At 64.0% G+C, this 25043-nt stretch carries 25 protein-coding genes and 1 pseudogene; 9 read left to right on the forward strand and 17 right to left on the reverse strand.

The window, feature by feature from the left end; genetic code table 11:
• Window positions 1-239: 239 nt before the first annotated feature.
• Complete coding sequence (locus AZC_RS19860; RefSeq protein WP_012172389.1) at window positions 240-1136, reverse strand: LysR substrate-binding domain-containing protein; 897 nt, start codon at window positions 1134-1136, stop codon at window positions 240-242.
• Window positions 1137-1321: 185 nt separating this feature from the next.
• Here AZC_RS19860 and AZC_RS19865 point away from each other — a divergent pair, with 185 nt between their 5' ends.
• From AZC_RS19865 to AZC_RS25280, 8 genes are all read left to right on the forward strand, one after another.
• Window positions 1322-2164 (forward strand): cysteine ABC transporter substrate-binding protein, encoded by an 843-nt coding sequence (locus tag AZC_RS19865; RefSeq protein WP_043879626.1) that lies wholly within the window; start codon window positions 1322-1324, stop codon window positions 2162-2164.
• A gap of 17 nt (window positions 2165-2181) precedes the next feature.
• The gene (locus tag AZC_RS19870) at window positions 2182-2844 is read left to right on the forward strand and encodes an amino acid ABC transporter permease (protein WP_043879627.1); all 663 of its coding nucleotides are present in this window, start codon (window positions 2182-2184) and stop codon (window positions 2842-2844) included.
• Between the two features lies 1 nt (window position 2845).
• The gene (locus AZC_RS19875; RefSeq protein WP_012172392.1) at window positions 2846-3553 is read left to right on the forward strand and encodes an amino acid ABC transporter permease; all 708 of its coding nucleotides are present in this window, start codon (window positions 2846-2848) and stop codon (window positions 3551-3553) included.
• The gene (argH, locus tag AZC_RS19880) at window positions 3553-5064 is read left to right on the forward strand and encodes an argininosuccinate lyase (RefSeq protein ID WP_043880551.1); all 1512 of its coding nucleotides are present in this window, start codon (window positions 3553-3555) and stop codon (window positions 5062-5064) included. Before AZC_RS19875 ends, argH begins: the two co-directional genes overlap by 1 nt.
• The gene (locus AZC_RS19885) at window positions 5061-5810 is read left to right on the forward strand and encodes an amino acid ABC transporter ATP-binding protein (RefSeq protein ID WP_012172394.1); all 750 of its coding nucleotides are present in this window, start codon (window positions 5061-5063) and stop codon (window positions 5808-5810) included. Before argH ends, AZC_RS19885 begins: the two co-directional genes overlap by 4 nt.
• Window positions 5811-5830: 20 nt before the next feature.
• Entirely contained in the window at window positions 5831-6580 is a 750-nt protein-coding gene (locus AZC_RS19890; RefSeq protein ID WP_043880552.1) for an amino acid ABC transporter ATP-binding protein, read from the forward strand.
• Window positions 6581-6608: 28 nt separating this feature from the next.
• On the forward strand, window positions 6609-7991 hold the full coding sequence (locus AZC_RS19895; RefSeq protein ID WP_012172396.1) for an L-serine ammonia-lyase: 1383 nt from the start codon (window positions 6609-6611) through the stop codon (window positions 7989-7991).
• A gap of 228 nt (window positions 7992-8219) precedes the next feature.
• Window positions 8220-9116 carry a LysR family transcriptional regulator gene (locus AZC_RS25280; RefSeq protein WP_012172397.1) on the forward strand — a complete coding sequence of 299 codons (897 nt, stop codon included), beginning with the start codon at window positions 8220-8222 and terminating at the stop codon, window positions 9114-9116.
• A gap of 309 nt (window positions 9117-9425) precedes the next feature.
• Here AZC_RS25280 and AZC_RS19900 read toward each other — a convergent pair whose 3' ends face one another.
• The 4 genes from AZC_RS19900 to AZC_RS19910 all read right to left on the reverse strand — a co-directional run bounded on the left by AZC_RS19900 (window position 9426) and on the right by AZC_RS19910 (window position 11689).
• Window positions 9426-10358 carry an IS481 family transposase gene (locus AZC_RS19900; protein ID WP_043879628.1) on the reverse strand — a complete coding sequence of 311 codons (933 nt, stop codon included), beginning with the start codon at window positions 10356-10358 and terminating at the stop codon, window positions 9426-9428.
• A gap of 189 nt (window positions 10359-10547) precedes the next feature.
• A complete protein-coding gene (locus AZC_RS26195; protein WP_148209888.1) occupies window positions 10548-10886 on the reverse strand; it encodes a DUF2285 domain-containing protein in 339 nt (112 codons plus the stop codon).
• 55 nt (window positions 10887-10941) lie between these two features.
• Window positions 10942-11316: a transcriptional regulator domain-containing protein gene (locus AZC_RS26200; protein ID WP_244421745.1), complete on the reverse strand. Its 375-nt coding sequence runs from the start codon at window positions 11314-11316 to the stop codon at window positions 10942-10944.
• Window positions 11317-11434: 118 nt separating this feature from the next.
• Entirely contained in the window at window positions 11435-11689 is a 255-nt protein-coding gene (locus AZC_RS19910; protein WP_043879630.1) for a DNA -binding domain-containing protein, read from the reverse strand.
• Between the two features lie 180 nt (window positions 11690-11869).
• On the opposite strand from AZC_RS19910, the gene AZC_RS19915 reads away from it, so the two are divergent.
• Entirely contained in the window at window positions 11870-12088 is a 219-nt protein-coding gene (locus tag AZC_RS19915) for a helix-turn-helix domain-containing protein (protein WP_012172401.1), read from the forward strand.
• A 64-nt stretch (window positions 12089-12152) separates the two neighbouring features.
• Here AZC_RS19915 and AZC_RS26205 read toward each other — a convergent pair.
• From AZC_RS26205 to AZC_RS19970, 12 genes and pseudogenes are all read right to left on the reverse strand, one after another.
• Window positions 12153-12236, reverse strand: a pseudogene (locus AZC_RS26205) (DUF736 domain-containing protein); the annotation flags it as partial.
• Between the two features lie 231 nt (window positions 12237-12467).
• A complete protein-coding gene (locus tag AZC_RS19920) occupies window positions 12468-13805 on the reverse strand; it encodes a site-specific integrase (protein ID WP_012172402.1) in 1338 nt (445 codons plus the stop codon).
• 423 nt (window positions 13806-14228) lie between these two features.
• Window positions 14229-15983: a nitrilase-related carbon-nitrogen hydrolase gene (locus tag AZC_RS19925; protein ID WP_012172403.1), complete on the reverse strand. Its 1755-nt coding sequence runs from the start codon at window positions 15981-15983 to the stop codon at window positions 14229-14231.
• Between the two features lie 85 nt (window positions 15984-16068).
• Window positions 16069-17058, reverse strand: coding sequence for an acetamidase/formamidase family protein (locus AZC_RS19930; protein ID WP_012172404.1), 990 nt, complete (start codon window positions 17056-17058; stop codon window positions 16069-16071).
• Between the two features lie 142 nt (window positions 17059-17200).
• Window positions 17201-17914, reverse strand: a complete 714-nt coding sequence (locus AZC_RS19935) for an ABC transporter ATP-binding protein (protein WP_012172405.1) — start codon at window positions 17912-17914, stop codon at window positions 17201-17203.
• Window positions 17907-18623 carry an ABC transporter ATP-binding protein gene (locus AZC_RS19940; protein ID WP_012172406.1) on the reverse strand — a complete coding sequence of 239 codons (717 nt, stop codon included), beginning with the start codon at window positions 18621-18623 and terminating at the stop codon, window positions 17907-17909. Before AZC_RS19940 ends, AZC_RS19935 begins: the two co-directional genes overlap by 8 nt.
• Window positions 18623-19678: an ABC transporter permease subunit gene (locus AZC_RS19945; protein WP_012172407.1), complete on the reverse strand. Its 1056-nt coding sequence runs from the start codon at window positions 19676-19678 to the stop codon at window positions 18623-18625. Before AZC_RS19945 ends, AZC_RS19940 begins: the two co-directional genes overlap by 1 nt.
• Window positions 19679-19688: 10 nt before the next feature.
• Window positions 19689-20561, reverse strand: coding sequence for an ABC transporter permease subunit (locus AZC_RS19950; protein ID WP_012172408.1), 873 nt, complete (start codon window positions 20559-20561; stop codon window positions 19689-19691).
• A 99-nt stretch (window positions 20562-20660) separates the two neighbouring features.
• On the reverse strand, window positions 20661-21899 hold the full coding sequence (locus AZC_RS19955) for an urea ABC transporter substrate-binding protein (protein ID WP_012172409.1): 1239 nt from the start codon (window positions 21897-21899) through the stop codon (window positions 20661-20663).
• Between the two features lie 13 nt (window positions 21900-21912).
• Window positions 21913-22578 carry an ANTAR domain-containing response regulator gene (locus AZC_RS19960; protein WP_012172410.1) on the reverse strand — a complete coding sequence of 222 codons (666 nt, stop codon included), beginning with the start codon at window positions 22576-22578 and terminating at the stop codon, window positions 21913-21915.
• Complete coding sequence (locus AZC_RS19965) at window positions 22578-23729, reverse strand: transporter substrate-binding domain-containing protein (RefSeq protein ID WP_244421746.1); 1152 nt, start codon at window positions 23727-23729, stop codon at window positions 22578-22580. Before AZC_RS19965 ends, AZC_RS19960 begins: the two co-directional genes overlap by 1 nt.
• Before the next feature lie 243 nt (window positions 23730-23972).
• On the reverse strand, window positions 23973-25043 hold the full coding sequence (locus tag AZC_RS19970; RefSeq protein WP_012172412.1) for a ring-opening amidohydrolase: 1071 nt from the start codon (window positions 25041-25043) through the stop codon (window positions 23973-23975).

Raw genomic sequence — 25043 nt, forward strand, 5'->3', positions numbered from 1 at the left:
CGTCGGCGAGAGGGCGGTAGACTGCCTCCGGCAGATTGATCCACGTATCGGGTTCCAGCATTGGCAAAATACCTCGCCCGTCGTGACGACATTCGACGCTCGAGCACGGCGACCGGCTCTGAGCGAGGCTAAACCCTAATGATGCCGGAAAATATAAATTGCGTTCACTCATGTAGTATATCGATTTAAATCATAAAATTATTCTGCGACAAAAAAGATATTATATTTCCGATTTAATTTCATATTAGACCTAGCGCATCTGAAATATGATTCTTAATCATGGCAGAAAATTCGCTAGTTAGCTCGCTTTTCGCGTAGCGCAATGGCGTCAGTATGTATGACATGAATTGAATGCTTGGTTCAAATTCATGAACGGATATGCCGGTGTGTTTATAGAAATCAGCGACAATAGGATTAACAATGCTCAATCCCATTCCATTACCGACCATACTGCAAATCACTGCCGCGTACTGGCACTCATGGGCTAGGTCGCGTTTGTCTTCTCCACCTCTTGTGAAAACCGAATCAATATGTCGCCGGTCGCCGTGAGAGAGTGAGATGAACGGTTCGCCGGCGAGATCCTTGGGCTGAAGTGGGGTGCGGCGCCGGGCGAGTCGGTGCTTTGGTGGTACGATGCAGACGCCATCCATCTTCAGGGCAAGATCCGCTTCGACGCCGATCGCGTCCGAAATGTAAGATGTGATGCCGATGTCGCAGAAGCGCGACGCCGTCCATTGTGCGACCGTGACGGAATCTCCGAAGTGGACCGAAATTCGAACCGCCGGATGAACGGCTGCGAAGTCGCGCATGATGCCGGGCAGCACGGTGAGACCCATCGATGGCACGGCCCCCACACGCAAATGCCCCGTGCCAAGCTTGCGGATGGTTTGGGCGGATTGTTCCAAGTCAGCAAGCCCCACATAGGCGCGCTCAACATCGCGATAAAAGGCGTGTGCTTCGGGTGTCGCTTGGAGCCGCCCCGCCATGCGCGAAAAGAGCTTCAAGCCCGTGTCTTTCTCGAGCTGAGTGATCAGGCGACTGACATTGGGCTGGCTGGTGTTCAGCTCATGGGCTGCCATGGTCATGGAGCCGGAAAGCATGACTGCCCGGAAAGCGGCCACATGACTGAAACGCATCCTCTCCCCCTCGTCCGCACGGGCTAAAGCTGGTCAGCTGTTATCATATCATTTTTGCATACCTATGGGCGATCTTCTCATTTGCCGGCATGAACGAGCACCGACTATCGTTTTCCAACGCGGCCTTCCTCGCAAAAATACCACCGCGATTAGAATTCTTGAATAATCCGACCAGGGGCTTGGATATGAAGATCGTACTCAAAGCCGTTAGGGTTCTCTTGGCCACTGGCTTTGTGTCCTGGGCCGTTCCCGCTGCACAGGCCGCCACGCCGATGCCATCGCCCCCCGAATTAATTACCTCCCAGGGCGTCCTTCGGGCCGGCGTGCGCTGCGACCAGCCGCCCTACGGCTTTCAGGACGGCAGCGGCGCCTTTGCCGGTGTCGAGACCGACATGGCCCGGCAGATCGCCGACTGGATCTTCGGCAGCAAAGACAAGGTCGAGTTCACCTGCGTCACGGCGGAAAACCGCATTCCGCAGCTCACCGGCAAGCGGGTCGATCTTCTGATCGCGACGCTCGGGGTCACGCCAGAGCGCCAGCGAGTCATCGATTTCAGCATTCCCTATCGCTGGGGGGCGAGCGGCCTTCTGGTAAGGGCGGACAGCCCCTTCCAGAAGGTGGCGGATCTCGATCACCACACCGTCGTCATGCCCAAAGGCACCGTCCAGGCCAAGTGGTTCGAGGACATGATGCCCGGCGTGAAGACCTTGCGCCTGAATACCGCCGCGGACTCGCTGCAGGCGCTGAAGCAGGGCCGCGCCGACGGCTATGCCCACGATGCCGCGACCCTCGTGGTGGCCGCAGCCCAGGATAAGTCGCTGCGACTGCTGAACGACCCTTACCAAACCTCTGAAGTCTCTATTGGTCTGCGCAAGGACGAGCCCACCTGGAAGACCTATCTGGATGCCGCCGTCGAACGCATGCACGCCGAGAAGCTGTTTCGCGTTTGGGTGGAGAAATACGTCTCCGCGGAAGCGAGGCCCTATTATCTCGAGTTCTTCGAGACGCCGCGCCCCGATGAGAATTGAGAGGGCCGGGTGCCGCCATGGATTTTGACGCCGCTTACCTCGCTCAGCAGTGGCCCGCCCTCATGGGCGGGCTGTGGGTGACGTGCCAGGTCACGCTCCTCTCCATTGTCCTCTCCTTGCTCATCGGCCTCTTCGGCGCGGCCTTTCGGCTGTTCTCCGTCCCGATTCTGTCGCAACTGACATTCGGCTATGTGGAACTGGTGCGGAATACGCCAATCCTGGTGCAGCTCTTCTTCATCTTCTACGGGCTGCCGGCCATCGGCCTCGGCATCTCGCAATTCTGGTCGGGCGTGCTGTGTCTCTCGCTCTGGGCGGGTGCCTATCAGGTGGAGAATATCCGGGGTGGGCTGCTCACCATCGAGAAGGGGCTAAAGGAGGCGGCCTTCTCGCTCAGCCTCAGCCTGCGCCAATATTTCCGGCTCGTGGCGCTGCCGCTGGCCATTCGGACCAGCCTTCCGTCCATGCTCAATACGTCCATTTCGCTGCTGAAGAACTCCTCCTATTTGCAGGCCATCGGCCTGGCGGAGATGACCTTCATCGCGGTGGACCGGATCGCCACCGACTTTCGCGCGGTAGAAATGTTCACGGCCATCGGCGCGCTCTATCTGGCGCTGGTGATCGTGCTGAGCCTCATGACATCCATCGTTGAGCACAAGCTCAGGAAACCGTTTCGGGTCTGACATGGATATCATCCTCGACAATTGGCCGCTGATCCAGAAGGGCCTTGGGATGACGCTGGGCCTCGCCGTCGTCACCCTTCTGTTTTCCACCCTCGTGTCCTTGATCCTGGGCGTGATGGCGACGCTGCACAGCCGCATGCTGCGCTGGAGCATCCACGGCTATGTGGAGTTTTTCCGCGCCATCCCACTGATCGTCAACGTCTTCTTCGTCTATTTCGTGCTGCCGACCCTGGGCTTAGATCTGAGCCCGTTCGCCGCCGTGGTGTTCGGGCTGACGCTGTGGGGCAGCGCGAATGGCATCGAGATCGTGCGCGCCGGCATCGAAGCGGTGCCCGCGCATCAATGGCGCAGCGCCTGGGCCTTGGGCATGCGCCAGTGGGAAGTCTACTGGCACATCGTGGCCCCGCAGGCGATCCGGCTGATCGTTCCGCCCTTCACGGGCCTGCTCACCCTCTTGGTGCAGGCCACCTCTCTCGGCGCCCTCGTGGGGGTGACGGAGTTCCTCAAGGTCGGCCAGATCATCATCGAGCGCTCCGCCGTCATGAATGGCGTCAGCCCGGCCTTCCTCGTCTACGGCTTCGTCCTCGCGGTCTACTTTATCATCTGCTCCGCCCTTAGCTGGCTGAGCCGCTATCTGGAGCGCCGCCTGGGCCGCAAGTCGAACCGCAAGCCATCCTTGGTCCCGTCAGGTATGAGAGAAGCAGTATGATGATCGAGAGCGAAGCGCACCGGTCCAAGGTCAGCCGGCGCTTGCAGGATGAAACCGCGCAAGAGATTTGCGATTTCATCTATCTTCCCCGCCTTGCCGACTTCGCCCGCGGCTTTCCCTATCTCACCGCCATCAATCAGGCCCACATCCTGATGCTGGACGCCCAGGCCCTCATCCCTTCCGATGCCGCCAAGACCCTGGCGGAGGCGCTGCTGCAGATGGAGGAAAATGGGCCCTCGGCCATCGCGCTCGATCCGCAGCGGGAGGACGCCTATTTCAATTATGAGGCGCATCTCATCGGCAAGGTGGGCCTCGATATCGGTGGGCGGGCCCATACGGCGCGCAGCCGGAACGACATCCTCGCCACCATGGACCGCATGCGGTGCCGCGACCTGGTGATCGCCCTGCTGGACGCCCTGGCAGAGCTGCGGCAGACAGCAGCCGAGCAAGCCGCCCGCTATGTGGATGTGGTGATGCCCGGCTATACCCATCTGCAGCCGGCCCAGCCCATGACCTATGGCTTCTATCTGGCCGGTGTGGCCGAGGCGCTGGAGCGGGATGCGGAGCGGCTCGCAGGGGCCTATGGCCGCGTCGACCGGTGTCCGCTGGGGGCCGGCGCCTTCGCCGGCACACCCTATGGGATCGATCGGTCGGAGACGGCGCGGCTGCTGGGGTTCCCCGCGGTGGTGGACAGTACGCTGGATGCGGTGGCCTCGCGGGACTTCATTTTCGAGGTGCTCGGCAGTCTCTCCATTCTGGCTGCCACCTGGAGCCGCATCGCGCAGGACTATTTCCTGTGGTCCACGGACGAGTTCCGCTTCATCGAGTTCCCGGACAGCGTGGCGGGGACATCGAGCATCATGCCTCAGAAGAAAAATCCTATCGTGCTGGAGTTCCTGAAGGGCAAGGCGGGGCATATCATCGGCCATTATGCCGGGGCGGTGTCCATCCTGCGTGCGACCAATTTCACCCACTCGGGCGATGCGAACCGGGAGAGCATCAGCTTCTTCTGGGGCGCGGCCGATGACTGCCTCACCAGCCTCAAGTTGCTGCGCCTCATCATCCGCACCGCGTCGCCGCGGCGGGAGGTCATGCTGAAGCGGGCGCGGGAGAATTTTTCGTCCGCCACGGATCTCGCCGATGCCATCGTGATGAAGAGCGGCCTGTCCTTCCGGCAGGCCCATCACATCGTCGGCGCCGTGGTGCGCGATGCGCTGGACCACGATCTGACGGCGGATCGCATTTCCCTCGACATGGTCCAGCGCGCCTGCCGCGATCAGATGGGCCGGGAAATCGCACTCTCGGAAGAGGATGTGCACGCGAGCCTTGATCCGCGGATCAGCGTAGCCAGCCGCCGCGACGGCGGCCCGGCGGAGGAGGGCGTGCGTATGGTCCTCGGCAAGGTCCAGGCGAAGCTCGATGCGGACCGTCAGGACAATCGCCGCCGCCGAGAGGTGATCGACGCCGCCTGCCGTGACCGGCGCCGGCTCATGGAGGAACTCGCAGGATGAACGGGGCCGGGCGTGCATTGGTGCAAGTGCGAGGGTTGTACAAGGCGTTTGGGGCGGTGACCGTTCTCCACGGCATCGACCTCGACGTAAAGGAAGGCGAGGTGGTGGTCATCATCGGCCCCAGCGGCTCGGGCAAGAGCACCTTCATCCGCTGCATCAACGGGCTGGAAGCTCCGACCGCGGGCCGCATCACGGTGGAAGGCCATATGGCCGAGGCGGGCAATCGCAAGGCGCTCGATGCCTTGCGGTCCGACATCGGAATGGTCTTTCAGGACTATACTCTTTTTCCCCATCTGACGGTGCTGGAGAACATCCTTCTGGCGCCGCGCCTGCGCGGTCGCCTGAAAGGTGAGGCTGCCCTGCGACGGGTCATGGAGCTGCTGGATCTCGTGCGCCTCCCCCACAAGGCGCAGGCCTATCCGGCCGAATTGTCCGGTGGCCAGCAGCAGCGCGTGGCCATAGTGCGGGCGCTCGCCATGTCGCCGCGCGTCATGCTCTTCGACGAGCCGACCTCGGCGCTCGACCCGGAGACGGTGGCGGATGTGCTGGTGGTCATGCGCGATCTGGCGGTCCGCGGCATGACCATGATGATCGTCACTCATGAAATGGGATTTGCCAGGGAGGTGGCGGACAAGGTCGTCTTCATGGACGGCGGCAAGATCATCGAGGAGGGGCCGCCCGCCCAGCTCTTCGGCAATCCGCAGCAGGCCCGAACCCGGGCCTTCTTCGGCAAAATCCTGCACTGAGAAATCGCATGGGAGGGAGCATGACGAGCGGCGAGCACTGCGCCAGCGCCATCGAGATTCAGGAGCTGGATAAATGGTATGGCGATCTTCATGTGCTGAAGAAGGTCTCCCTGAGCGTTGAGCCCGGCAAGAAGATCGTCATCTGCGGGCCATCGGGCTCGGGCAAATCCACCCTCATCCGCTGTATCAACGGTCTGGAGCCTTTTCAGCAGGGCCACATCCAAGTGGGTGGGGTGAAGCTCGACGCCCCCGCGGCGATCCAGGCGGTTCGCCGCAAGGTGGGCATGGTCTTCCAGCATTTCTACCTGTTTCCGCACCTCACCGTGCTGGATAATTGTCTGCTGGCGCCCGTCCATACGGGCCTGCGGTCTCGCGCGGAGGCCGAGGCGCAGGCGCGGGAGCTGTTGGAGCGGGTGGGCATGAGGGACAAGGCGCAGGCTTATCCCGCCCAGCTCTCCGGCGGCCAGCAGCAGCGGGCGGCCATTGCGCGGGCGCTTTGCATGGATCCCGAAATCATGCTGTTCGACGAGCCCACCTCAGCACTGGACCCCGAAATGGTCATGGAGGTGCTTGATACCATGGTGATGCTGGCGGAGCGGGGCATGACCATGGTGTGCGTCACCCACGAAATGGGCTTCGCCCGCGAGGTGGCCGATGAGATCGTCTTCATGGACCATGGGGAAATCGTAGAGGCAGGGCCGCCGGCTCAATGTTTCACATCTCCGAAGAGCCCGCGCCTGAAGGCCTTTCTCCAGGCTGTGGTGCATTGAACCAGGCGGAGACGTAGCGGGAGGCCCCATGTTTCTCAGCGTGTTCGACATCTTCAAAGTGGGGATCGGCCCGTCTTCGTCCCACACCATGGGGCCGATGACCGCCGCGGCGCGCTTCCTCGACCTGTTGCGGCGGTTGCCCTTCAGCGGCCGGGCGGCCCGCCTGAGGGTGACCTTGCACGGCTCGCTGGCCTTCACCGGAAAGGGCCATGGCACGGATCGCGCGGTGGCTCTTGGCCTTCTGGGCTGGCTTCCGGCGACATTGGATCCCGACGAAGCTGAGCGCCAACTCACAAGGCTGCGGGACACCTGCACCTTAAGTCCGCCTGGGTTGCCCCCCTTGGCCTTCGACCCGGCGGCCGACATCGTGTTCGACTTCGGGCCGCCTTTGCCCGGCCATGCCAACGGCCTCATCCTTGCCGCGCTCCATGCGGACGGCGGGATGCTCCTGACCGAGACCTATTATTCCATCGGCGGCGGGTTCGTCGTCACGGCCGCGGAGCTGGATCTGCCCGGAGCGGACACGGCCGTCGCCGCGCCATATCCCTTTCCCTTCAGAAACGCCGCCGAGATGCTGCGCATGGCGCGGGACTGCGGGCGCTCCATCGCGGCCATGAAGCGGGAGAATGAAATCCGCCTGCGTCCGGAGGCGGAGGTCGAAGTGGGCGTGGCCGGCCTCTGGTCGGTCATGAACGGCTGTATTGAGCGTGGCCTCAGTCAGTCCGGCGACTTGCCCGGCGGCTTGCGTGTGCGCCGCCGCGCCCGCAGCATCCACCAGCAATTGCTGGCGGAGCGGGCGTCAAATTCCAGCCAGCCTCATGCGGGCTCGGACTGGCTGAGCGTCTATGCCATGGCCGTGAACGAGGAAAACGCCGCGGGCGGCAAGGTGGTCACGGCGCCCACCAATGGCGCGGCCGGCGTCGTCCCCGCCGTGCTGCGCTATTATCTCGACCACTGTCGCGGGGCGGACCCCGCCCTTATTTCGGATTTCCTGCTGACGGCCGCCGCCATCGGCGGCTTGATTAAGCACAATGCCTCCATCTCCGGCGCCGAAGCCGGCTGCCAGGGCGAGGTCGGCTCGGCGGCCGCCATGGCCGCGGCGGGCCTCTGCGCGGTGCTGGGTGGCACGCCGGGGCAGGTGGAGAATGCCGCCGAAATTGCCCTGGAGCATCATCTGGGCATGACCTGCGACCCGGTTGCCGGCCTGGTTCAGGTGCCGTGCATTGAGCGCAACGGCATCGGCGCCACCAAAGCAGTGGCCGCCGCCTCCCTCGCCCTGCGGGGCGATGGAACCCACTTTATACCGCTGGACAATTGCATCGAAGCCATGCGCCAGACCGGCGAAGAGATGAGCACCAAATTCAAGGAAACCAGCCTCGGCGGCTTGGCAGTCAATCTGCCGGAATGCTGAATAGCTGCTTCGACTGTATTAGTGACCGCGGAAGAGCCTTTCTTCGAAGAAGCAATTGGACGTTTTGCTTCACCCAGACTCTCTGACCAAGCGCCAGAAGATATTCGATCGGAAGGAGCGATGATTTGCCTCCTGGTGGCGTTCGTCATAGATGAGCTCTGGCAGGTGCACTTGATCGGCCGAACTCAGTCGACTGTCACGCTTTTAGTTTGACGGACAAATTAGGATATGCCGGATATATCTACCGGAACGCGCGTGTTGCGATATTTTATCGAGGTGGCTGGCCACAGCAGCTTTCGCAGGGCCGCCATCTCGCTGGGCATCCAGGAATCATCGGTAAGCCGGGGCATTCGTAATCTTGAGCACCAGATCGGCGCCTCTCTCTTTATCAGACACTCGGGGGGCATAACGCTCACACCCGCGGGGCAACGCTTTCTTGATCGGGTGCGCGACGCACTCGATCAGCTTGAAACCGGCGCTAGAGAAGCGGCTGCCACAGGGCAGCCGCAAAGAACTCACCTGAAAATCGGGGTATTTTCAGTTGCGGCATGCGGACCAATTTCGCAGCTGTTCGTCGATTTTGATCGTCACTACCCTCATATTGACGTTGAATTTCATGAATCATCAGCGGCGCACCACCTACTATCCATTGGAAAGGCGGAAATTGATCTGGCGTTCACTGTTGGGAATTCGCATCCACATTCTTATGATGCAACCGAGATCTGGCGCGAGCGGGTGTTTTTCGCCTTTCGTGAGGGGCATCCATTGACGCTCAAAAGCCGCTTGGCCTGGAGCGAGCTCGCTCAGGAACGCCTTCTAACGTCCTCCGGTGGTTCAGGTGATGAGATCCGCGATTACGTCACGGATCGCGTAAGGGGCACGGGCGGCGAGCCGAAAGTGGTAGCGCATAACATTGGGCGTTACGGCCTATTGGGGCTGGTAGCGGCCTGCCAGGGAATCATGCCCCTGCTGGAGTCGGAGACAATTCTTTCGATACCGGGAGTTACTTATCGACCCGTTGGCGGAGAGGCGCTGCCGATCTTTGTAATAACCTCTCCTAAAAATGATAGCCCAGCCGCTCGTGCACTCCTAACTCTCGCTCGGACGAGAGGTCAGTCGGGCTGATCGCACCGTGGACCATGCGCGTATCGCTTCGGCCTGGCCGCCGCGACCTTGCGAATGCCCTATCTTCGGCATATCGGCCTCCATGGGGATCGAGACCAAGAGCTGGCGTGACAACGACAAGCATCGGGTACGGATGGTCGAGCGCGGTCTTTAGGCGCTGTGCGGTGCTTCTCGAGTGCCCTGGCCGACAAGTTGAGGCAAGACGGCGGCTTCCTTGGTGCGCAGATATTGCGACGGCAGCGGGACAGCATCGCGGTGCACGGATCGAACCTATGTAGGCGACCTGCGACCGCTAGGTGTGATTTCTGATCAGGTTGTTCCGGCGAGAGCCTGAACAGGTGTTCTCCGGTCGAGGCTACCATGGGGCCTTTGGTGATTGTACCAGGCGAGCCATCGAGGCAGGTTGGCGGCGCGGCGTTCAGAAGACGGGAACGGGATGGCATAGGCCCATTCGCGCAGCAGGGTCTGAATGAAACGCTCGGCCTTGCCATTGGTCTTCGGCGTGTAGGGCCGGGTGCGGATGTGCCGGATGCCCAGCATCCGCAGCACCTTACGGAACAGCCTGGCGATGTAGCCGGCCCCGTTGTCGGTCATCCCCCGCTCGACCCGTATGCCGCGCGCCCGGAACCAGCGCAGGGCGCGAATGAGGAAGCCTGTCGTCGATCCCCGCCGCTCGTCGGGCAGCACTTCCACATAGGCAAGACGGGTGGCGTCATCGATGGCCACATGCAGGAAGTCGTAGCCCATGCCTTCACTGGCTCCACGCCGGTTGCCGGTGATGCGGTGGCCGACACCTGCGAAGCGGGCGAGCTTCTTGATGTCGAGATGGATCAACTCGCCCGGCCGCTCGCGCTGATAGCGTCGGACCGGCTCCTGGGGCATCAACGCGGCAAGGCTTCCGAGCCGTATCCGCGTCAGCCATCTGGCCACCTTGGAGCGGGCAAAGCCCAGCCGGACGGCGATCTCCTCGCCGCTCAACCGATACTCCCGACGCAGGCAAGCTGTTATTTCCCGCCAGAACCGGCCAGCCTCATCGTCAGCGGCGTGCGGGCGGGACGAGCGGTTCTGAAGGCCCGACGCCCCCTCGGCCCGCCAGCGGGCGAGCCACTTGCGGGCCGTCCTTTCGCTGATCCCGAAGCCGGCCGCCACTTCGGCGACTGGCAGGCCCTCCTCGACGATCCGCCGAACTATCTCCGCTCGACCAAGCGGCTTCGTTCGCGCATTCTGGTGCGGGTAGTTCATCCTCGTGTCCTGCGGTCGGTCGTGTCGCAACAACCACCTTCAGGCTCTCACGGGCGATGAACAACCTCTCCGGAAGCCACAGCTAGGTGTCAGCGGTGAATGGCCATCAGGGGGGCGAAGCGTGTCCTTCGCGGAGGATAGGGAAGTTGGTGGCGCAAAATCCCGGTCCTCCCCCGCTCGAAGACGAAGCTACGGTCGTCGACGATGACGCAGAAGCTTCAGATAGCCGCCGCCGATGAGGGCGTGGCCGCCTTTGACGAGGCCGATGACCCGGTCGCGGAGGGACGAAGTTTTCCAGGGTTCAGAAGTTGCGCGCATCGCGCCAAACAGGGCTACGGCGATGTCGCGATAGCTGGCGTGGTTCGCCCGACCATCCGCGGCGAGCATCATGCTGCGCAGGCGGCGCCTTTGCTGTGGAGTCATGCGCATGTCTGGCGGCGGCAGCCGCCCTTCGACTGTGCGCCAGAAGCGCTTCAACGCCTCCACCCGGCCCATCAAGTCCGCGTCCATCGGAATGACGGCTGCCATGAGGGCGTCACGGTGGCGGACCGGCAGAAACAGAATCTGCGACTGGTGCCTCCCCTCACCGATGGAGGCGTGAGCACCTTCCGGGCTCAACTGCAACGTGGAAATACCGTCGACCTCCCTGAGACGGACGCCGTCGGCGAAAGCGGGAGGCGAGCCAACAATCACGGCGCCAGGGTTGACGCGCGGCGACCAAACGATGGATTGCTCGATCGAGTTGAGAGATGGTCTCGCCGCGAAATCGAAGTCCCCAGCGCTGCTCCACCTCCCGGGGGAGCGGTTCGGCCTCGGTGCTGGCCCTGACGATCGCCTGGTATTGGCCCTGATAAGTCTCGTCTCGGCGCAGACATTCCCAGGCGAGGCCTTCGACGGAGAGGTTGTCGAAATAATCGTAGTTGGCGCTGTCCCGCCACCGCGACGTGTCCGGCTTCATTCCCTCGGCTCCGCATCAGTGGCGTGCGTGTCGAGCGAAACAGTCAGGAATTGCTTTGCCTAAGGGAAGGCCCTCTTTGAGCATCGCGTGATGCCCTGACTGCATCTCGCCAGCTCAATCAGTCGTCCCGGGTGCGCAGAAGGTCCTTGTAGCCGCTGGCGGCGACCCAACGGGCGCGAGCGAGATGGCTGTCAAAGATATTACGCGCACGCTCAGGCTCATGCGCGGCATCTACCCCGAAGAGCACTGCGACGACTTCTTTCCAGTCCGCGCCGTCGGCCACCGCATCCATAAGGCGCGCATAGAGGGGTAGGTGCGCTCTGTCGTAGCCGGTGAGTTGGAGGCTAGACGGCGCGATATCCTCAAAAAAAATCGGTCATATGACACCGCACCTCCATGACCATTACGCTCACGCTTCGTAGCCGAGTAGCGAACACGGCGCGAGTGGGAAATAACACATCGAATCCGGTGTTCGTGCGCCTTGGCCGCAAAGCGATCCTATACATACTATAGTTGATAATCTCGGAGGGCGTAAATTGCGATCCGTCTGCGCATGGATATGCGCAAGCTGGTCGGCCGGAACTTCGCGCGCCTGCGTCAGGAGAAGGGCCTGACACAGGAGGACGTACAGACGCGATCCGGCTTCAGCCAGCAGTACATCAGCGGGCTCGAACGCGGCCGGCGCAATCCCACTGTCATCACGCTCTATGAACTGGCACAGGCGCTGGGCGTTAGCCACGAAGAGCTTGTTCGGCCTGACGGCAAGGACTGAACCCCGGAGGGGAAGCACCGGCCGAAACCGCCCGATGCGTTGCGCGGCTCGCCCGCCGCGCCGGCCGCGAAGGGGGCGACCAAATCAGCGAAAAGGTATTGCCGTCCTCGTCGTCGATCAGGTTGGGGGCGTGAAAGGTCGGACCGTCGTCTTCGAATGCCCACCGCAATCTCCTTGGGTCAGGTGTTGCGACGATCGACTGAATCCGCGAATTCGCTGCCGAGGCCTACCGCCGGGCGCTTGCTGCTGCGGACATCAGACAATCCGTGAGCCGCAAAGGGGGTTGCTGGACAATTCCGCCTGCACTCGGATCCCCGTGACATCAGCCCAGCCGAGATGGAATGAGCAGCTTAACCCCATCGACTTTTCAGAGGGAAGATCACAACCGCTCCGCGTCAATATTCTGGCCGCCGCGCTCCCTAGTCTGCCCCCGGTTATTCTGCGTCTGGAGCGCCCCACGTCGAGAAGGACGCGCGGCCGCCGCCTTGCCGTCGAGGATGTCGGCCATCTCGTCCGCGACGCGGTCGGCCGCGAGCCGCAGCGCCTCGTCGATATGGATATAGCGCTGCGTCACGCCGCGCGCCGCGTGGCCGAGCAGCGCCGCGATCGTCAGTTCGGAAAAGCCGAGGTCGCCGGCGACGCTCGCGAAGGTGTGGCGCAGGGTATGCGGGGTGACGTCCTCCAGTCGCGCCATTGCGCAGAGGCGATCGAGCACGCGGACGATCCCGACGAAATGCCCTTCACCCCAATCGGCCGGGAAGAAGAAGCGCGATCCGGCTTGTGGCTGAGCCAGCAGCAAGTCAACGGCGGCGCGGCCGATGACCCGCGTCTGCGCGCCGCTCTTCGTGTCGGGAAATCGGATCGAGCCCTCCTCGTCATGGAGCCAGGCACGCTCCAAAGCGAGCCCCTCCATACGGCGCAGCCCCGTCATCAGAAAGAAGCGGATTGCCGCGAGGCCGGTCGGGTGCTCGCCGTCCTGCTCCGCTATCCGCATCGCCTTGCCGAGCTTCTCGATCTCGGCGCGGCTCAGCCGGCGGTCGCGTGGCGTACTGGCGAGGCGACGGACACCCTTTGCCGGGTTGCTCGTGATTTTCCCCAGCCGCACCGCGTGCTCCAAGATGGAGTGCAGGGTCGACATGGTGCGTGCAGCGACCCCTTCGCCGCCTGTGGTGGCACCGCCGCGGCTACCGACGCGCGCTTTCGAAGTCTTACCGGCCGCGATATCGGCCTGGGCACCTTCGATGTCTCCTAGCTTAAGCGTGTTTATGATCCGTTTGCCCAGCAGCGGCTTGATATGCGCATCAATTCGGCTGCGATCCATGGCAAGCGTGGACGCCTTGATAGGCCGGCGTCGCTTGCCAAGAATTCGTCCGGCCTCCGCCTCGTCCAGATACCAATCGCAGACCGCACCGATGGTTAGATCGTCCGTTCGCGTGGCGGCCTCCTCCGGATCGCATCCCTTTGCGACCGCCATCAGGATGTCTCTTGCCGCGTCCCGCGCCTGCTCCACGGTCATGAGACCATACCGCCCGATGACCCTGCGGCGATGGCGTCCTTCCGGCGTTCGGTACTGCACGATGAAACTCTTGAGGCCCGCCGCGCTGACCCGCACGCCGAAGCCGCGCAACTCGCCATCCCAGAGGAACTGCTCAGAACCTTCGACCCCAACCTTGGAAGGTTTCAGAGCGTCCAAACGGCGCTTTGTGAGCTTTTCCATTTTATTCCAAACGCTTATATGAAATTTGCTTCCATTCTCCCTATTTTAACGCTTCCGGAAGCCGAATGGAAGCATCCGAAATCAAATCGTGGCGTCTGGGCGGCGACGATCGGCGGAGCGCGCACGATATAAATATCTGCTTTGTATTGCTTTTTACAACTGCGGCGAAGGATCGGATATTGCGGCGAATGGCTCTCGGGCACCTTGCCAAGGTTGGGGTCGAGGGTTCGAATCCCTTCGCCCGCTCCAGTTTCTCGAAAATTGAATATCGAGCAAACGCCCTCCGGGGCGTTTTTGCTTTTTTGGGTTCGGCAGAGCCAGATGTGTTTTGGCGCGTGATGGGTTCGAGCGAACGCGCGCCTTCGCGCGCGCCAGAGCAAGACGAGAGACCGAAGCCTCCCGCCGCTGCATTATCCTTGCGCCTTAGCTGGCCGATGGGTGGCGCCGCTTGGCGCCGCGCACGAGGTCCCGATAGTGATGGGGCAAGCGCATCGCCACCAGGTCTTTGCGGCGCACCACATTGGTCGGATAGGGCGTATCGAGATTGCTCGTGTCCATGATTGCCACCGCCAGCCCCTCGCCTTCTGGCAACAGTGCCTCTGAGCGAGGGAAGGCGAAGGTATCCGGCCCGAACACGCCGCTCAGCCCCATGAAGCCCGCCTCCGGCGCATGGACGTTGGCGAACGCGAGGAAGACGTTGTTCTCGCCCGCGCGCACCCGGAAATGATGCCAATGGTGCGGATCGGCACCCGTCGGGATGGGCCAGTTCTGGGCCACGCGGGAGCCCCCGTGCCCATAGCTGAAGCGCCCGGCGATGGCGGCCGGGCAGGCGATGAGATCACAGCCCCTCAGGGCCAGGATACGCCCGCTCTCGCAGAAGGTGGCATCGTGGCCGATGAGGAGGCCGATGCGGCCAAGGCTTGTGTCCGCCACCGTCCAGTCCGCGCCCGGCGTCGCCCACGGGCGATCGGCGGCATTCAGATGCAGCTTGCGATGGATGGCAACAAGCCCCTCCGGCCCGAGGAGTGCGGCGCTGTTGTAGAGACCATCGGCCGCCCGTTCCGCGAAGCCGACCACCATATGGAGACCGAGCCGGGCAGAGAGGTTCAGCAGGCGCATGAAAGCGGGGTCGTCGGATGAGAGCGCCCTGACGGCCGGATCCGACAGCCCGCTCAGCGCCAGTTCCGGGAAGACGACGAGATCGGCCCCCTCCTCCGTGCGCGCCTGCACCGCGAAGGCGCAGATGCGGGAGAGATTGTCCGCAATGCCCTCGCCAGGGGCGAACTGCGCCACGGCCACCCGCGACGCGCGCCCCGGCGGCAGCGGGCGGTGGCCATAGAGCGTGAAGAAATCGCGCGGGTTCCAGCTGAAGGTGTCCGAGAGCAGCTCGCGATAGAGTTCCGGCCGGCGCTGGGTGAAGACCGGCTCGCCCAAAACGGTTCGGGCGCGGGCCTTGGCAAGGTCCATCTGCGCCAGGGCAAAGCCATCACCGCTGTCGATCACGGCCACGATGCTGCCGTCCGGCTCGATGACGCAGCTGCCGCCGGAGAATTGCACCGTGCGCTCCAGGCCCCAGCGATTGGCCTCGATCACATAGCAGCCATTCTCGAACGCGCGGCTGATCCAGTAAGGCGCGGGGGTGCGCTCCGCCAGCCAGTTGGAGATGTGGCAGATGACGTCGGCGCCCTGCACCGCCATGAGGCGCGCGGTCTCGATGAAATGGATGTCCATGCAGATCAGCAGGCCGATGCGGCCGATGGGCGTCTCGAACACCTGATGGCCGAGATCGCCGGCGGCGGACCACTTGGGCTCGGAGATATAGGGATGGCTCTTGCGGTGGGTGCCCACCACGCCATCAGGACCGATAAGGACGGCACTGTTGAAGTAGATGTCGTCCGCATCGACCTCCGGCATGCCGATGACGATCCAGCAGCCGTGCTCGCGGGCCAGAGCGGCGAAGCGCTCGGTGGTGGGTCCGGGCACGCTCTCCACCTGCCCGGCCACCTCGGCACGGTCGAACCAGCAATAGCCGGTGGTACCCATTTCGGGCGTCACGATGAGCTTTGCGCCCGCGCGCGCGGCCTGCTCGCACAAGGCGAGAAGGCGCGTGATGTTGCGCTCCTTCTCGAACAGGGTCGGCTCGAACTGGACGGTGGCAACGGTGATGGTCTCGGACATGATGGCCCGCCTCAGGGATCAACTGGAATGAGCGGCGGGACGCGCCCGCCGCCGGCCGTGTTTTGGGCGTGCGACAGGCGCCGGATCAGACGAGGAAGGTTTTCCGGATGGAGGCGCCCATGGTGTATTTGGGATCCACCATGTTGCCGAGACGCATGCGCCCGGCCTGCGTCAGCAGCATGTAGGCGTCCATCTCGGTGAAGCCGTAGTCCGCCGCCATCCAGCGGATCAGATCGCGATAGGCGATGCGCGCCGCATCCTCAAGCGGGCGGGCGGAGCCGATGGACATGATGACATCCGCCGTCTCAAGACGCGGCCACTTGAGCGTCCACCCCTTGATGAGGTCGATGCGCACGGTGGTGACGGTGGGATGCTCGATGGCCACGCCGCACAGTTCGCCATCGCCCTGCGCCGCGTGGCAGTCGCCGAGATAGAGCAGCGCGCCCTCCGTGTTCACCGGCAGGTAGACGACGGCCCCCGTGCCGACATCGGGCAGGTCCATGTTGCCGCCGTAATAATCCGGCTGGAGCGAGGAGATGGCTTCGATCTCCGGCGAGGTGCCGATGGTGCCGATGAAGGGCTCATAGGGCAGCGTGATCTTGTCGCTCCAGCGCGTACCCTCCTCCTTGGTGATGTGCAGCTTCTTCACCACCTCCGGCAGCGGCGCCTGCAGCATGGCCGTGTGGTCGGTGGACACGAGGCCGCCGAATTCCGGCATGACCACCGTGGTGCCGCGCGGCTGCGGGCCACGGGGCTCGATGTTCTCGATATAGACGGCGAGCGCATCGCCCTTCTGCGCCCCGTTGACATAGATGGGGCCGTTCTGCGGGTTGAGATAGGGGAAATTCAGGATCTTGGAGGGGCTGTCCGTTTCATGCCGGATCTTGCCCTCGAAGGCATCGTGCGTCTCGGCCGAGACGACCGCGCCCGGCTCCACGGTGAGCACCGGCTTGGCGAAGGGGCCATAGACATAATGGTACGTGCCCTGCGTCGCCTCGGTGATGGCGTGGGACGAGAGCGCCTTGCCGCCCGCCACGCCCTTCCGCGCCATGATGGAGGTTTCCAGCCACGACATGCTCTTGATCCTTCTTCCGGGGAAGTCGGTGTCCGTCGGACCCGCCTCCTGGTTTAAATTACTGATTTTTTGCTTATTTATAAGCCGCCGAAGGTCGTTCGGCGGAGGTACCCGTTCCGGACGCCGCTGGGCGGCCGGGCTGTCACACCGCCAGATGGCGGCGCATCTCCTGCGCGTCATCGAGGGCGGCGCGGTCAAGGGCGGCGACGATGCGGCCCTTGTCCATCACGTAGCAGCGCTGGGCCATGGCGCGGATCATGTCGATGTTCTGCTCCACCAGCACGACGGTAACGCCCGTGGCGGCGTTGAGCGCCACCATGTTGCGGGCAATGTCCTGCACGATGTTGGGCTGGATGCCCTCGGAGGGCTCGTCCAGCAGGATGAGGCTCGGCCGCGCGATGAGCACGCGGGCGATGGCAAGCTGCTGCTGCTGGCCGCCCGACATGGTGCCTGCCCGCTGCGCCCAGCGCTCCTTCAGGATGGGGAAGGCCTCAAGGATGGGCGCCAGCGCCTCCGGCTCCGCCCGGCCGCGAATGGCCGCCCCGACCGCGATATTCTCCGCCACCGTGAGGCGCGGGAAGACATCGCGGCCCTGCGGCACATAGCCGAGACCAAGCCGCGCGCGGCGATGCGGCGGCAGCGCCTCGATGGCCGCACCCTTGTAGAGAATGGAACCCTCCATGGCGGGCACGAGGCCGATGAGGCTCTTCATGAGCGTGGACTTGCCCACGCCATTGCGGCCGATGATGGCGACAATCTCGCCTTCGCGGATCTCCACGTCCAACCCCTGAAGCACGGGCTTGCCGCCATAGCCCGCACGCAGGCCCAGCGTGGAGAGGATGACTTCCTTACGCATGGGCCTGCCCCAGATAGATGGCGGCGACGCGCTCGTCGGCCACGATGTCGTCGATGGAGCCCTGGGCGAAGACCCGGCCGAGGTGGAGCACGGTGACCTTGTGCGCCACCTGCCGCACGAAGGCCATGTCATGCTCCACGGCGAGCACGGTCATGCCCTCCCCGTTCAGCCGCCGCACCAGTTCGCCGGTGAGGTGGGTTTCCTCCGGAGACATGCCGGCGGTTGGCTCGTCCAGCAGCAGGAGGCGCGGCTCCAGCGCGATGGCCATGCCGATCTCCAGCCACTGCTTCTGCCCGTGGCTGAGGCTGCCGGCGGGCGTGTCCGCCGCCGCGCCGAGGCCGAGGAAATCGAGCAGGCGGGAGATCTCCCGCGCCAGCGCCGCGCCGGCGAGCCGCCGTTGCAGGGCGATCTCCAGATTCTGCCGCGCGCTGAGGCCCTTGAACACGCCGGGCACCTGGAATTTCACCGAGATGCCGCGCCGGATGCGCTCGAAGGAATGCAGGCCTGTGATGTCCTCACCGGCAAAGGCGATGGTGCCGCTGCTCGGCCTATGCTCGCCAAGGATGAGGCGGAACAGCGTGCTCTTGCCCGCTCCGTTGGGGCCGATGAGGCAGTGGATCTCTCCCGCCTCAAGGCTCAGGTCCACGGAATTGGTGACGTGGAGGCCGCCGAAATGCTTATTGAGGGAACGGGTTTCGAGCAAAGCCATCACGCGCCCTCCCCCTTGCGGCGGAACGGGCGGGCAAGAACGTCCGCCAGTGCCATGACGAGGCCGCGCGGAGCGGCCAGCACCGTGACCACCAGAAGGAGCCCCATCACGACCAGCGCATACTGGCTGCCGTAGATGGTGAGCGTCTGGAAACCGGAGAGTACCGCCAGCGTGCCGACCAGCGTGGTGGTGATGTCGGAACGGCCACCCACCGCCACCCACACGATGGGCAGGGCCGCCGCCGTCATGCCCATGCTGGAGGGCGTGATGTACTGACCCCATGTGGTGTAGAGCACGCCCGAAAGCCCGGCGAGCGCAGCACCGATGACGAAGGCCACGAGTTGATAGCGCCGCACGTCATAGCCCAGCATCTCCGCCCGCTCGGGGTTCTCGCGGATGGCGACGATGACGTTCCCGAATCTGGAATTGAGCAGGATGCGCAGAGCGAGATAGACGAGCACCATCAGGCCCAGCACCACGTAATAAAGCTCCACGTCGGGAAAGAGCACGACGTCGCCCCCCGGCCAGGGAATGGTGAGCTGGGGCATGTTGCTCATGCCGTTGAAGCCATTGAGGCGGGCCGCGCCGATCCTCCACTCCGGCCCCGCCGTCTGGGCCATGAAGCGCTCCAGCACCAGCGTGACGGAGAGGGTGACGATGCCGAGGAACACGCCGGCAATGCGTCCGTAGAACAGGAAGTAGCCGAGCAGCGCCGCGAACAGGCAGGCGAGCGCAACCGCAATCACCAGCGCAATCAGCGTGAAGCCATACGCACTGCCGAAATTGATCGTGAGGATGCCATAGCCATAGCCGGCGATGCCGAAGAAGGCCGTTTGACCGAAACTGAGCGCGCCGCAATAGCCCCAGATGACGCTGAGACCGAGGGCCATGAAGACCCAGGTGAAGAAATAGACCGTGTTGCCCACCGTGTACCCATCCGCAAACAGCGGATAGGCGCAGGCGGCGGCGAGCACGAGGAGGAAGCCGCCCCAGAAGGCGGGGCCGCGCCCCAGCGTCTGCGGGCCTTCGAGCCGGGTGAGAATGCCGAATGCCATCGCGCCCTCCTCACGCCCGCTCGCGCAGCAGGAAGCCGGACAGCCCCCGCGGCAGGATGCGGATGACGACGATGACCGTGACCAGGAGCCCGATCTGCCCGAAGAGCTGCCCCTGCCAGGAGGTCATGCTGGCCTTCACGATGGCGAGGATGGCGGCGGCCGGCGCGGTGCCGAGGAAGACGTCCGCCCCGCCCACGACCACGGTGACGAAGGCTTCCATGATGAAGGTGGCGCCCATGGTGGGCACCAGTGTCATGGTCGGGGCATAGAGCCCGCCGGCAAGCCCCGCCAGCGCCGCGCCGAGGCCGAAGGTGAGGCTGTAGATGAGCCGCGTGTCCACCCCCAGCGCGGCCGCCATGTGCGGCACCTGAATGGTGGCACGGGCGATGACGCCGAACTTCGTCCAGTTGAACAGCGCATAGAGCGCCGCCAGCACCGCGAGGGCGGAGAGGAACAACACCACGCGATAGAGCGAATAGGAATAGGCGCCCACCTGGAAACCGCCGAGCGGCGTGCCGATGCCCTGAAGGGACGAGCCCAGCAGAATGAGCGTGCCCTGCGTGGCGATGAGGCTGATGCCCCAGGTGGCGACAATGGTATCGAGCGGACGCTCATAAAGGTGACGGATGACGAGCCGCTCGATCACCATGCCCGCAAGGCCCGAGGCCAGCGCTCCGGCGAGCACGGCCAGCGGCAGAGGCAGGCCGGCGCGGGCCGCGCTGACCGAGACATAGGCTCCGCACATGATGAACTCGCCATGGGCGAGATTGATGACGCCCATCATGCCGAAGATGACGGCCAGCCCGCAGGCGGACAGCACCAGGAAGGCGAAGGCATCGCCGAACTGGTAGAGCGCCGAGAAAAGGAGGGTTGCAAGATCCATTGTCGGGCAGCACCGGCAGCGGGAGGAAAAGGGGCGGAGGACCGCCCCGCAGGAGGCGGGGCGGCGGCAAGCGAACCGATCGGTCGGGGAGAGAGCCGATCAGTTCTTCGGCGGCGGGTTCGAGGGCGTGTACTGCGCCATCGGGTCCTTCTTGGTCAGGTCGCAGCCCGCTTCACCCAGCCAGTAGGGCTTGATGTCCTCCCACACCTTCGGGAACGTGATGGAGTGGTCGGCGCCCACCTTGGCGAGATAGATGGTGTGGGACATGTGCTGGCTCTTGGGGTCGATGCAGACCTTGCCCTCGGGGGCATCCATGCACACGTCGCCCTGCGCGATCACCTTGCGGATGTCGTCGCGCTTGGTGGATTTCGCCCGCTCCACCATCTGCTTGTAGAGATAGACGGCGAGATAGGAGTTCTCGGCCTCCTGGTTCACGTAAGGCTCGTTCGGGAACTTCGCCTTGAACTTGGCCACGAACTCCTTGCTCTTCGGGCTGTCGATCTCTTCGATGTAGTTCGTGGTGACGTACATGTCCTTGAGCGACGGCGGCTTGAAGCGCTTGTGCTCATAGCCCTGCCCCACGTTCACCGAGGAGGCCATGGGCAGGTTCACGTTGGCGGCGGCCGCCTGCTCGTAATAGGAGGCCTGCGCGGTGCCCACCAGCAGCGTCACCACGAAATCGGGCTTCGCCTTCTGGATGTTCTGGATGTTCTGCGAGAACTGGGAGACGCCGAGGGGGATGAAGTCCTCGCCCACCATCTCGCCGCCATTCTGCTTGACGATCTGGCGCACCCATTCGGCCGAGATCTGGCCAAAATTGTAGTCCGCAGCCAGCGTGTAGACCTTCTTGCCGTACTTCTCCATCATCCAGGGGATGAGGGTGGAGAACTGCTGCTCCGGCACCGCGCCGGTGACGATCATGTGGCCGTCGCAGACGCCGCCTTCATACTGGTTGTTGTAGAAAGCAAAGCCGTTGAGCTGGTCGACGATGGGCCGATAGGCTTCGCGCGAGGCGGAGGAGAAGCCCGCGAACACCACATCCACCTTGTCGCGCTGGAGCACGCGGCGCATGAATTCCTGATAGCGGGTGTTATCCGACTGGGTGTCATAGATCACCAGCTCAACAGGCCGCCCAGCGATGCCGCCGGCCTTGTTGATCTCGTCGGCCGCGAGCTGGATCGCATGGACCTTGCCGATGGTGGCGACGGCGAAGTCGCCCGACTGGTCCTCCAGCACGCCGATCTTGACCGGGTCTGCCGCGAAGGCCGCCCCGGAACCGAGCACAAGTGTTCCCGAGAAGGCTGCGGCCCGCAGCCCCCGCAAAACGCTCTTCTTCATCTGGTCGGTTCTCCTACATTGCCTTTGGCTTGCCGGGCCGGGGCGGAGCGCCTTCGGACCGGAGGGAGGCCGTCGCGGTCTTGTGATGCCGCTTCACGAAGTCCTCGCAATACACTTCCAACGCCTGGCGGGTGCGCATGCTCTCGTGCCGGAGCTGGGCATAGGCCTGATCCTCGTCGAGGCCGGTGCGCGCCATCACCTGAAGGGTGGCCTGGAAGACAAAGCGGCGGCCGCGCTGGCGGGCCTGCAACGCCTCGAAGCGCGCGCACATCTGGCTGCGCAGCTGGAACTGGTTGATGCCCATGAAGAGGGCCGCATAGACCGCGCCGCCATGAACGGGCTTGCGCAGGAAGGCGGTGGCGCCGACATGCACCAGCGCCTTGAGGCGGCTTGGCGCCTCAACGCCCACGAGGCCAATCACCGGCACCGGCGGGAGCGCCTCCGCATCCTCCAGTTCAAGGCCGACGGCGCCCTCCAGATCGCCATCCACGAACAGCATGTCCCGTTCGGGACGCAGCGTCTCGAAGGGGATCTCGGCCCGGCCGTTCACCAGACGGGGATACAGGCTCTCCACCCCGAGGCGGGCAAGCGTCGGCGCCAGCGCGCCCTCAAGGCCGGGGGTCGCCGTCACGATGAATGCGCGGCCACCTTTGAAGTTCTGAACCAGTCGAGCAGACATCACTGCACCACTCTCAGCTTGGGGGGGCGCATCGGCACAGAAAGCCGGGGCGAGGACTGGACAAGGTAAGGATCGGGCGCCACCGGATGGGGCGCCTCCAGAAGCACCTGGAACTGGAAATCGGTGGCGGAACGGGCGATGCGGGGCGTGAGCCAGGCGTGAAACGTGTCGGGGTCGATGCGCACTTCCCCTTGCGGCGCCTCCAGCCGCTGGCCGGCGACCGCCGCACGCACGGCGCGCGCTTCGTCGGTGCCCGCACGCGCAAGGGCACCCGCCAGCAGTTTCACCGCCATGTAGGAGGCTTCCGCATCGGCACAGGGGATGGGCGCATCCGGGAACATGCGCGCATAGGCGGAAGTGAAGGCGAGATTGGCGGGCGTCTGCAGCGAGGCGAAATAGACGCTGGAGCTTAGATTGCCCTCGGCCGCCTCCCGCCCGATCTCCACCAGTTCCGGCTCGGCCAGCGTGCAGCTGGCGACGGGCAGCGTGCGGGCCCGGTCGATGCCCTGGCGCGCGCAGACCGCGTGGAAGGCGCGGAAGAAGGCATAGGCGCTGGTGCCGATGAGGTTGTTGAAGACGAAATCCGGTTTCTGCTCAACGATGGTCTCGGCCACCCGCTCGAAGTCTGTATCGCCCACGGGGAAGTAACGCTCGGCCACCACCGTGCCGCTCATCGCCCCGAAGGCCTCGCGGAAAATGCGGTTGTTCTCCCACGCCCAGATATAGTTGGAGCCGATGCAGAAGCCGCGCAGGCCGACATTGGCCGCAAGATATTCGGCGAGTGGCAGCACATGCTGGTTGGGCGAGGCACCCGTATAGATGACGTTGTCGCAGCTCTCGAAGCCCTCGTAATGGGAGGGATACCAGAGCAGGCCGTCATGCTTCTCGAAGCAGGGAATGACTTCCTTGCGGCTTGAAGACGTGTAGCAGCCGATGACGTTACGGATGCCGGAGCCCAGGAGATCGAGACTGAACCGGCGGTAGGCGGCATTGTCGCCGTGGGGGTCCACGATCACCGGCTCCAGCGTCACCGGGCCGCCGGCGGCTTCGAGTTCGGCAAAAGCCAGCAGGGCGCCGTTCAGCAGCGTGCGGGCGACGACCCCATAGGGGCCGTTGGCCGAGAACATCACGCCGATGCGGTAGTGCGCCATGCGGATCCCCACAAAAACAAAAACGCCCGTCGGCTGGAAAGCCGCGGGCGCCGTCGCCACCAACCGAAGCGCCTGCGAATGCAACGCGCGCGTTGGAAAAGAGCTTCGATGTGACGCAATATTAGGCAACATTGCCTATTGCTTGATTTTTAGATTGAGGAGCTTTGCCCCACCTGTCAAGCACCTTTCGATACCTGCTCGACGACGCAGAACTCAACCTTTGCGTGCTTCAGGAGAGCTTCCCTAACCCATCGTCCGCGCGGCGATGACAGCCACCGGCCCACCGCCATCGGGCCCCTGATGCTCGCCGCCGCCGGAGACATAGATCTCCGTGTGCCCGACGACGCCCGCCAGCGCACCGGCCACGAACGCGCGGGCATGCCGCGTGGGAGAGATGTCGCTGTCGTCCAGCATGGTGTGGCGCTTGCCGCGGATGCGCCCGCTGCGGCTGGGCTCCGCCTTGGCGAGCACGATGGTGGCCTCACCGGCTTCAGCGCCCAGAGCCGACAGAGCCGCTTTCACCGGCGTCACATCGATGGCGTCCGCCATCACGCCATGAGCGATGGCGAGCGGGCCGCTCCAGCCCTCCGACATGCCGAGCACGACGATCTCGTGGCCCAGAAGCTCGATACCGCTGGAACAGCTCGCGCGCGCCGACCACAGCCCGTAGTCGGCGCAGATGACGGCGTCGGAAAGCGCGTCTTCCGCCACCTCCCCCAGCGCCAGCGCAATGCCGAGCGCGCTCGCCCCGCGTGAGAGGCCCATGGATTTGAGCGTGTCCGACGTGGCCGTGGTGGCGCCGCGCGCCTCAGCCTCCTTCACGCGCATGGCGGTGAGAAGCGGGCATTTCACCTGCACGAAATGCACGTCCTCCGGATCGGTGATGCCCGCCGCCGCCATGGCCCGCCGTACGGCCTGCGCCACCATCCGCACCTGCCCCATGCGCCCCAGCGCCTCGAAGGGCAGATCCGGCGTGTGCGCGCGGCCGATGGCAAGCGCCGGGGCCGCTTCGGGAGCGTTTCCCTCCGCCCGTTCGAACACGAGGAAATGGGGCGACATCCCGCCTTCGGTGCCGCCGGACATGACGAGGCACACTTCGTCTGCCGCAGCTCCCATGTGACCGCGCAGCAGCATCTGGAGCGATTGGACGGCAAAGCCGCGGGAGAAATCGTTCACGCAGCCATTGCCCTCGGTCTTTCCAAAGATGGCGAGGATGCCCGCAGGCGCGATGGCCCCCGTGGCGATGGCAGCGGCAAGACCCGACACGTCGTCAGGGCTCGCGGTGGCAATGCGGTGGACCTTGGCGATGGGCAT

The organism is Azorhizobium caulinodans ORS 571, from assembly GCF_000010525.1.
Lineage (GTDB): Bacteria > Pseudomonadota > Alphaproteobacteria > Rhizobiales > Xanthobacteraceae > Azorhizobium > Azorhizobium caulinodans.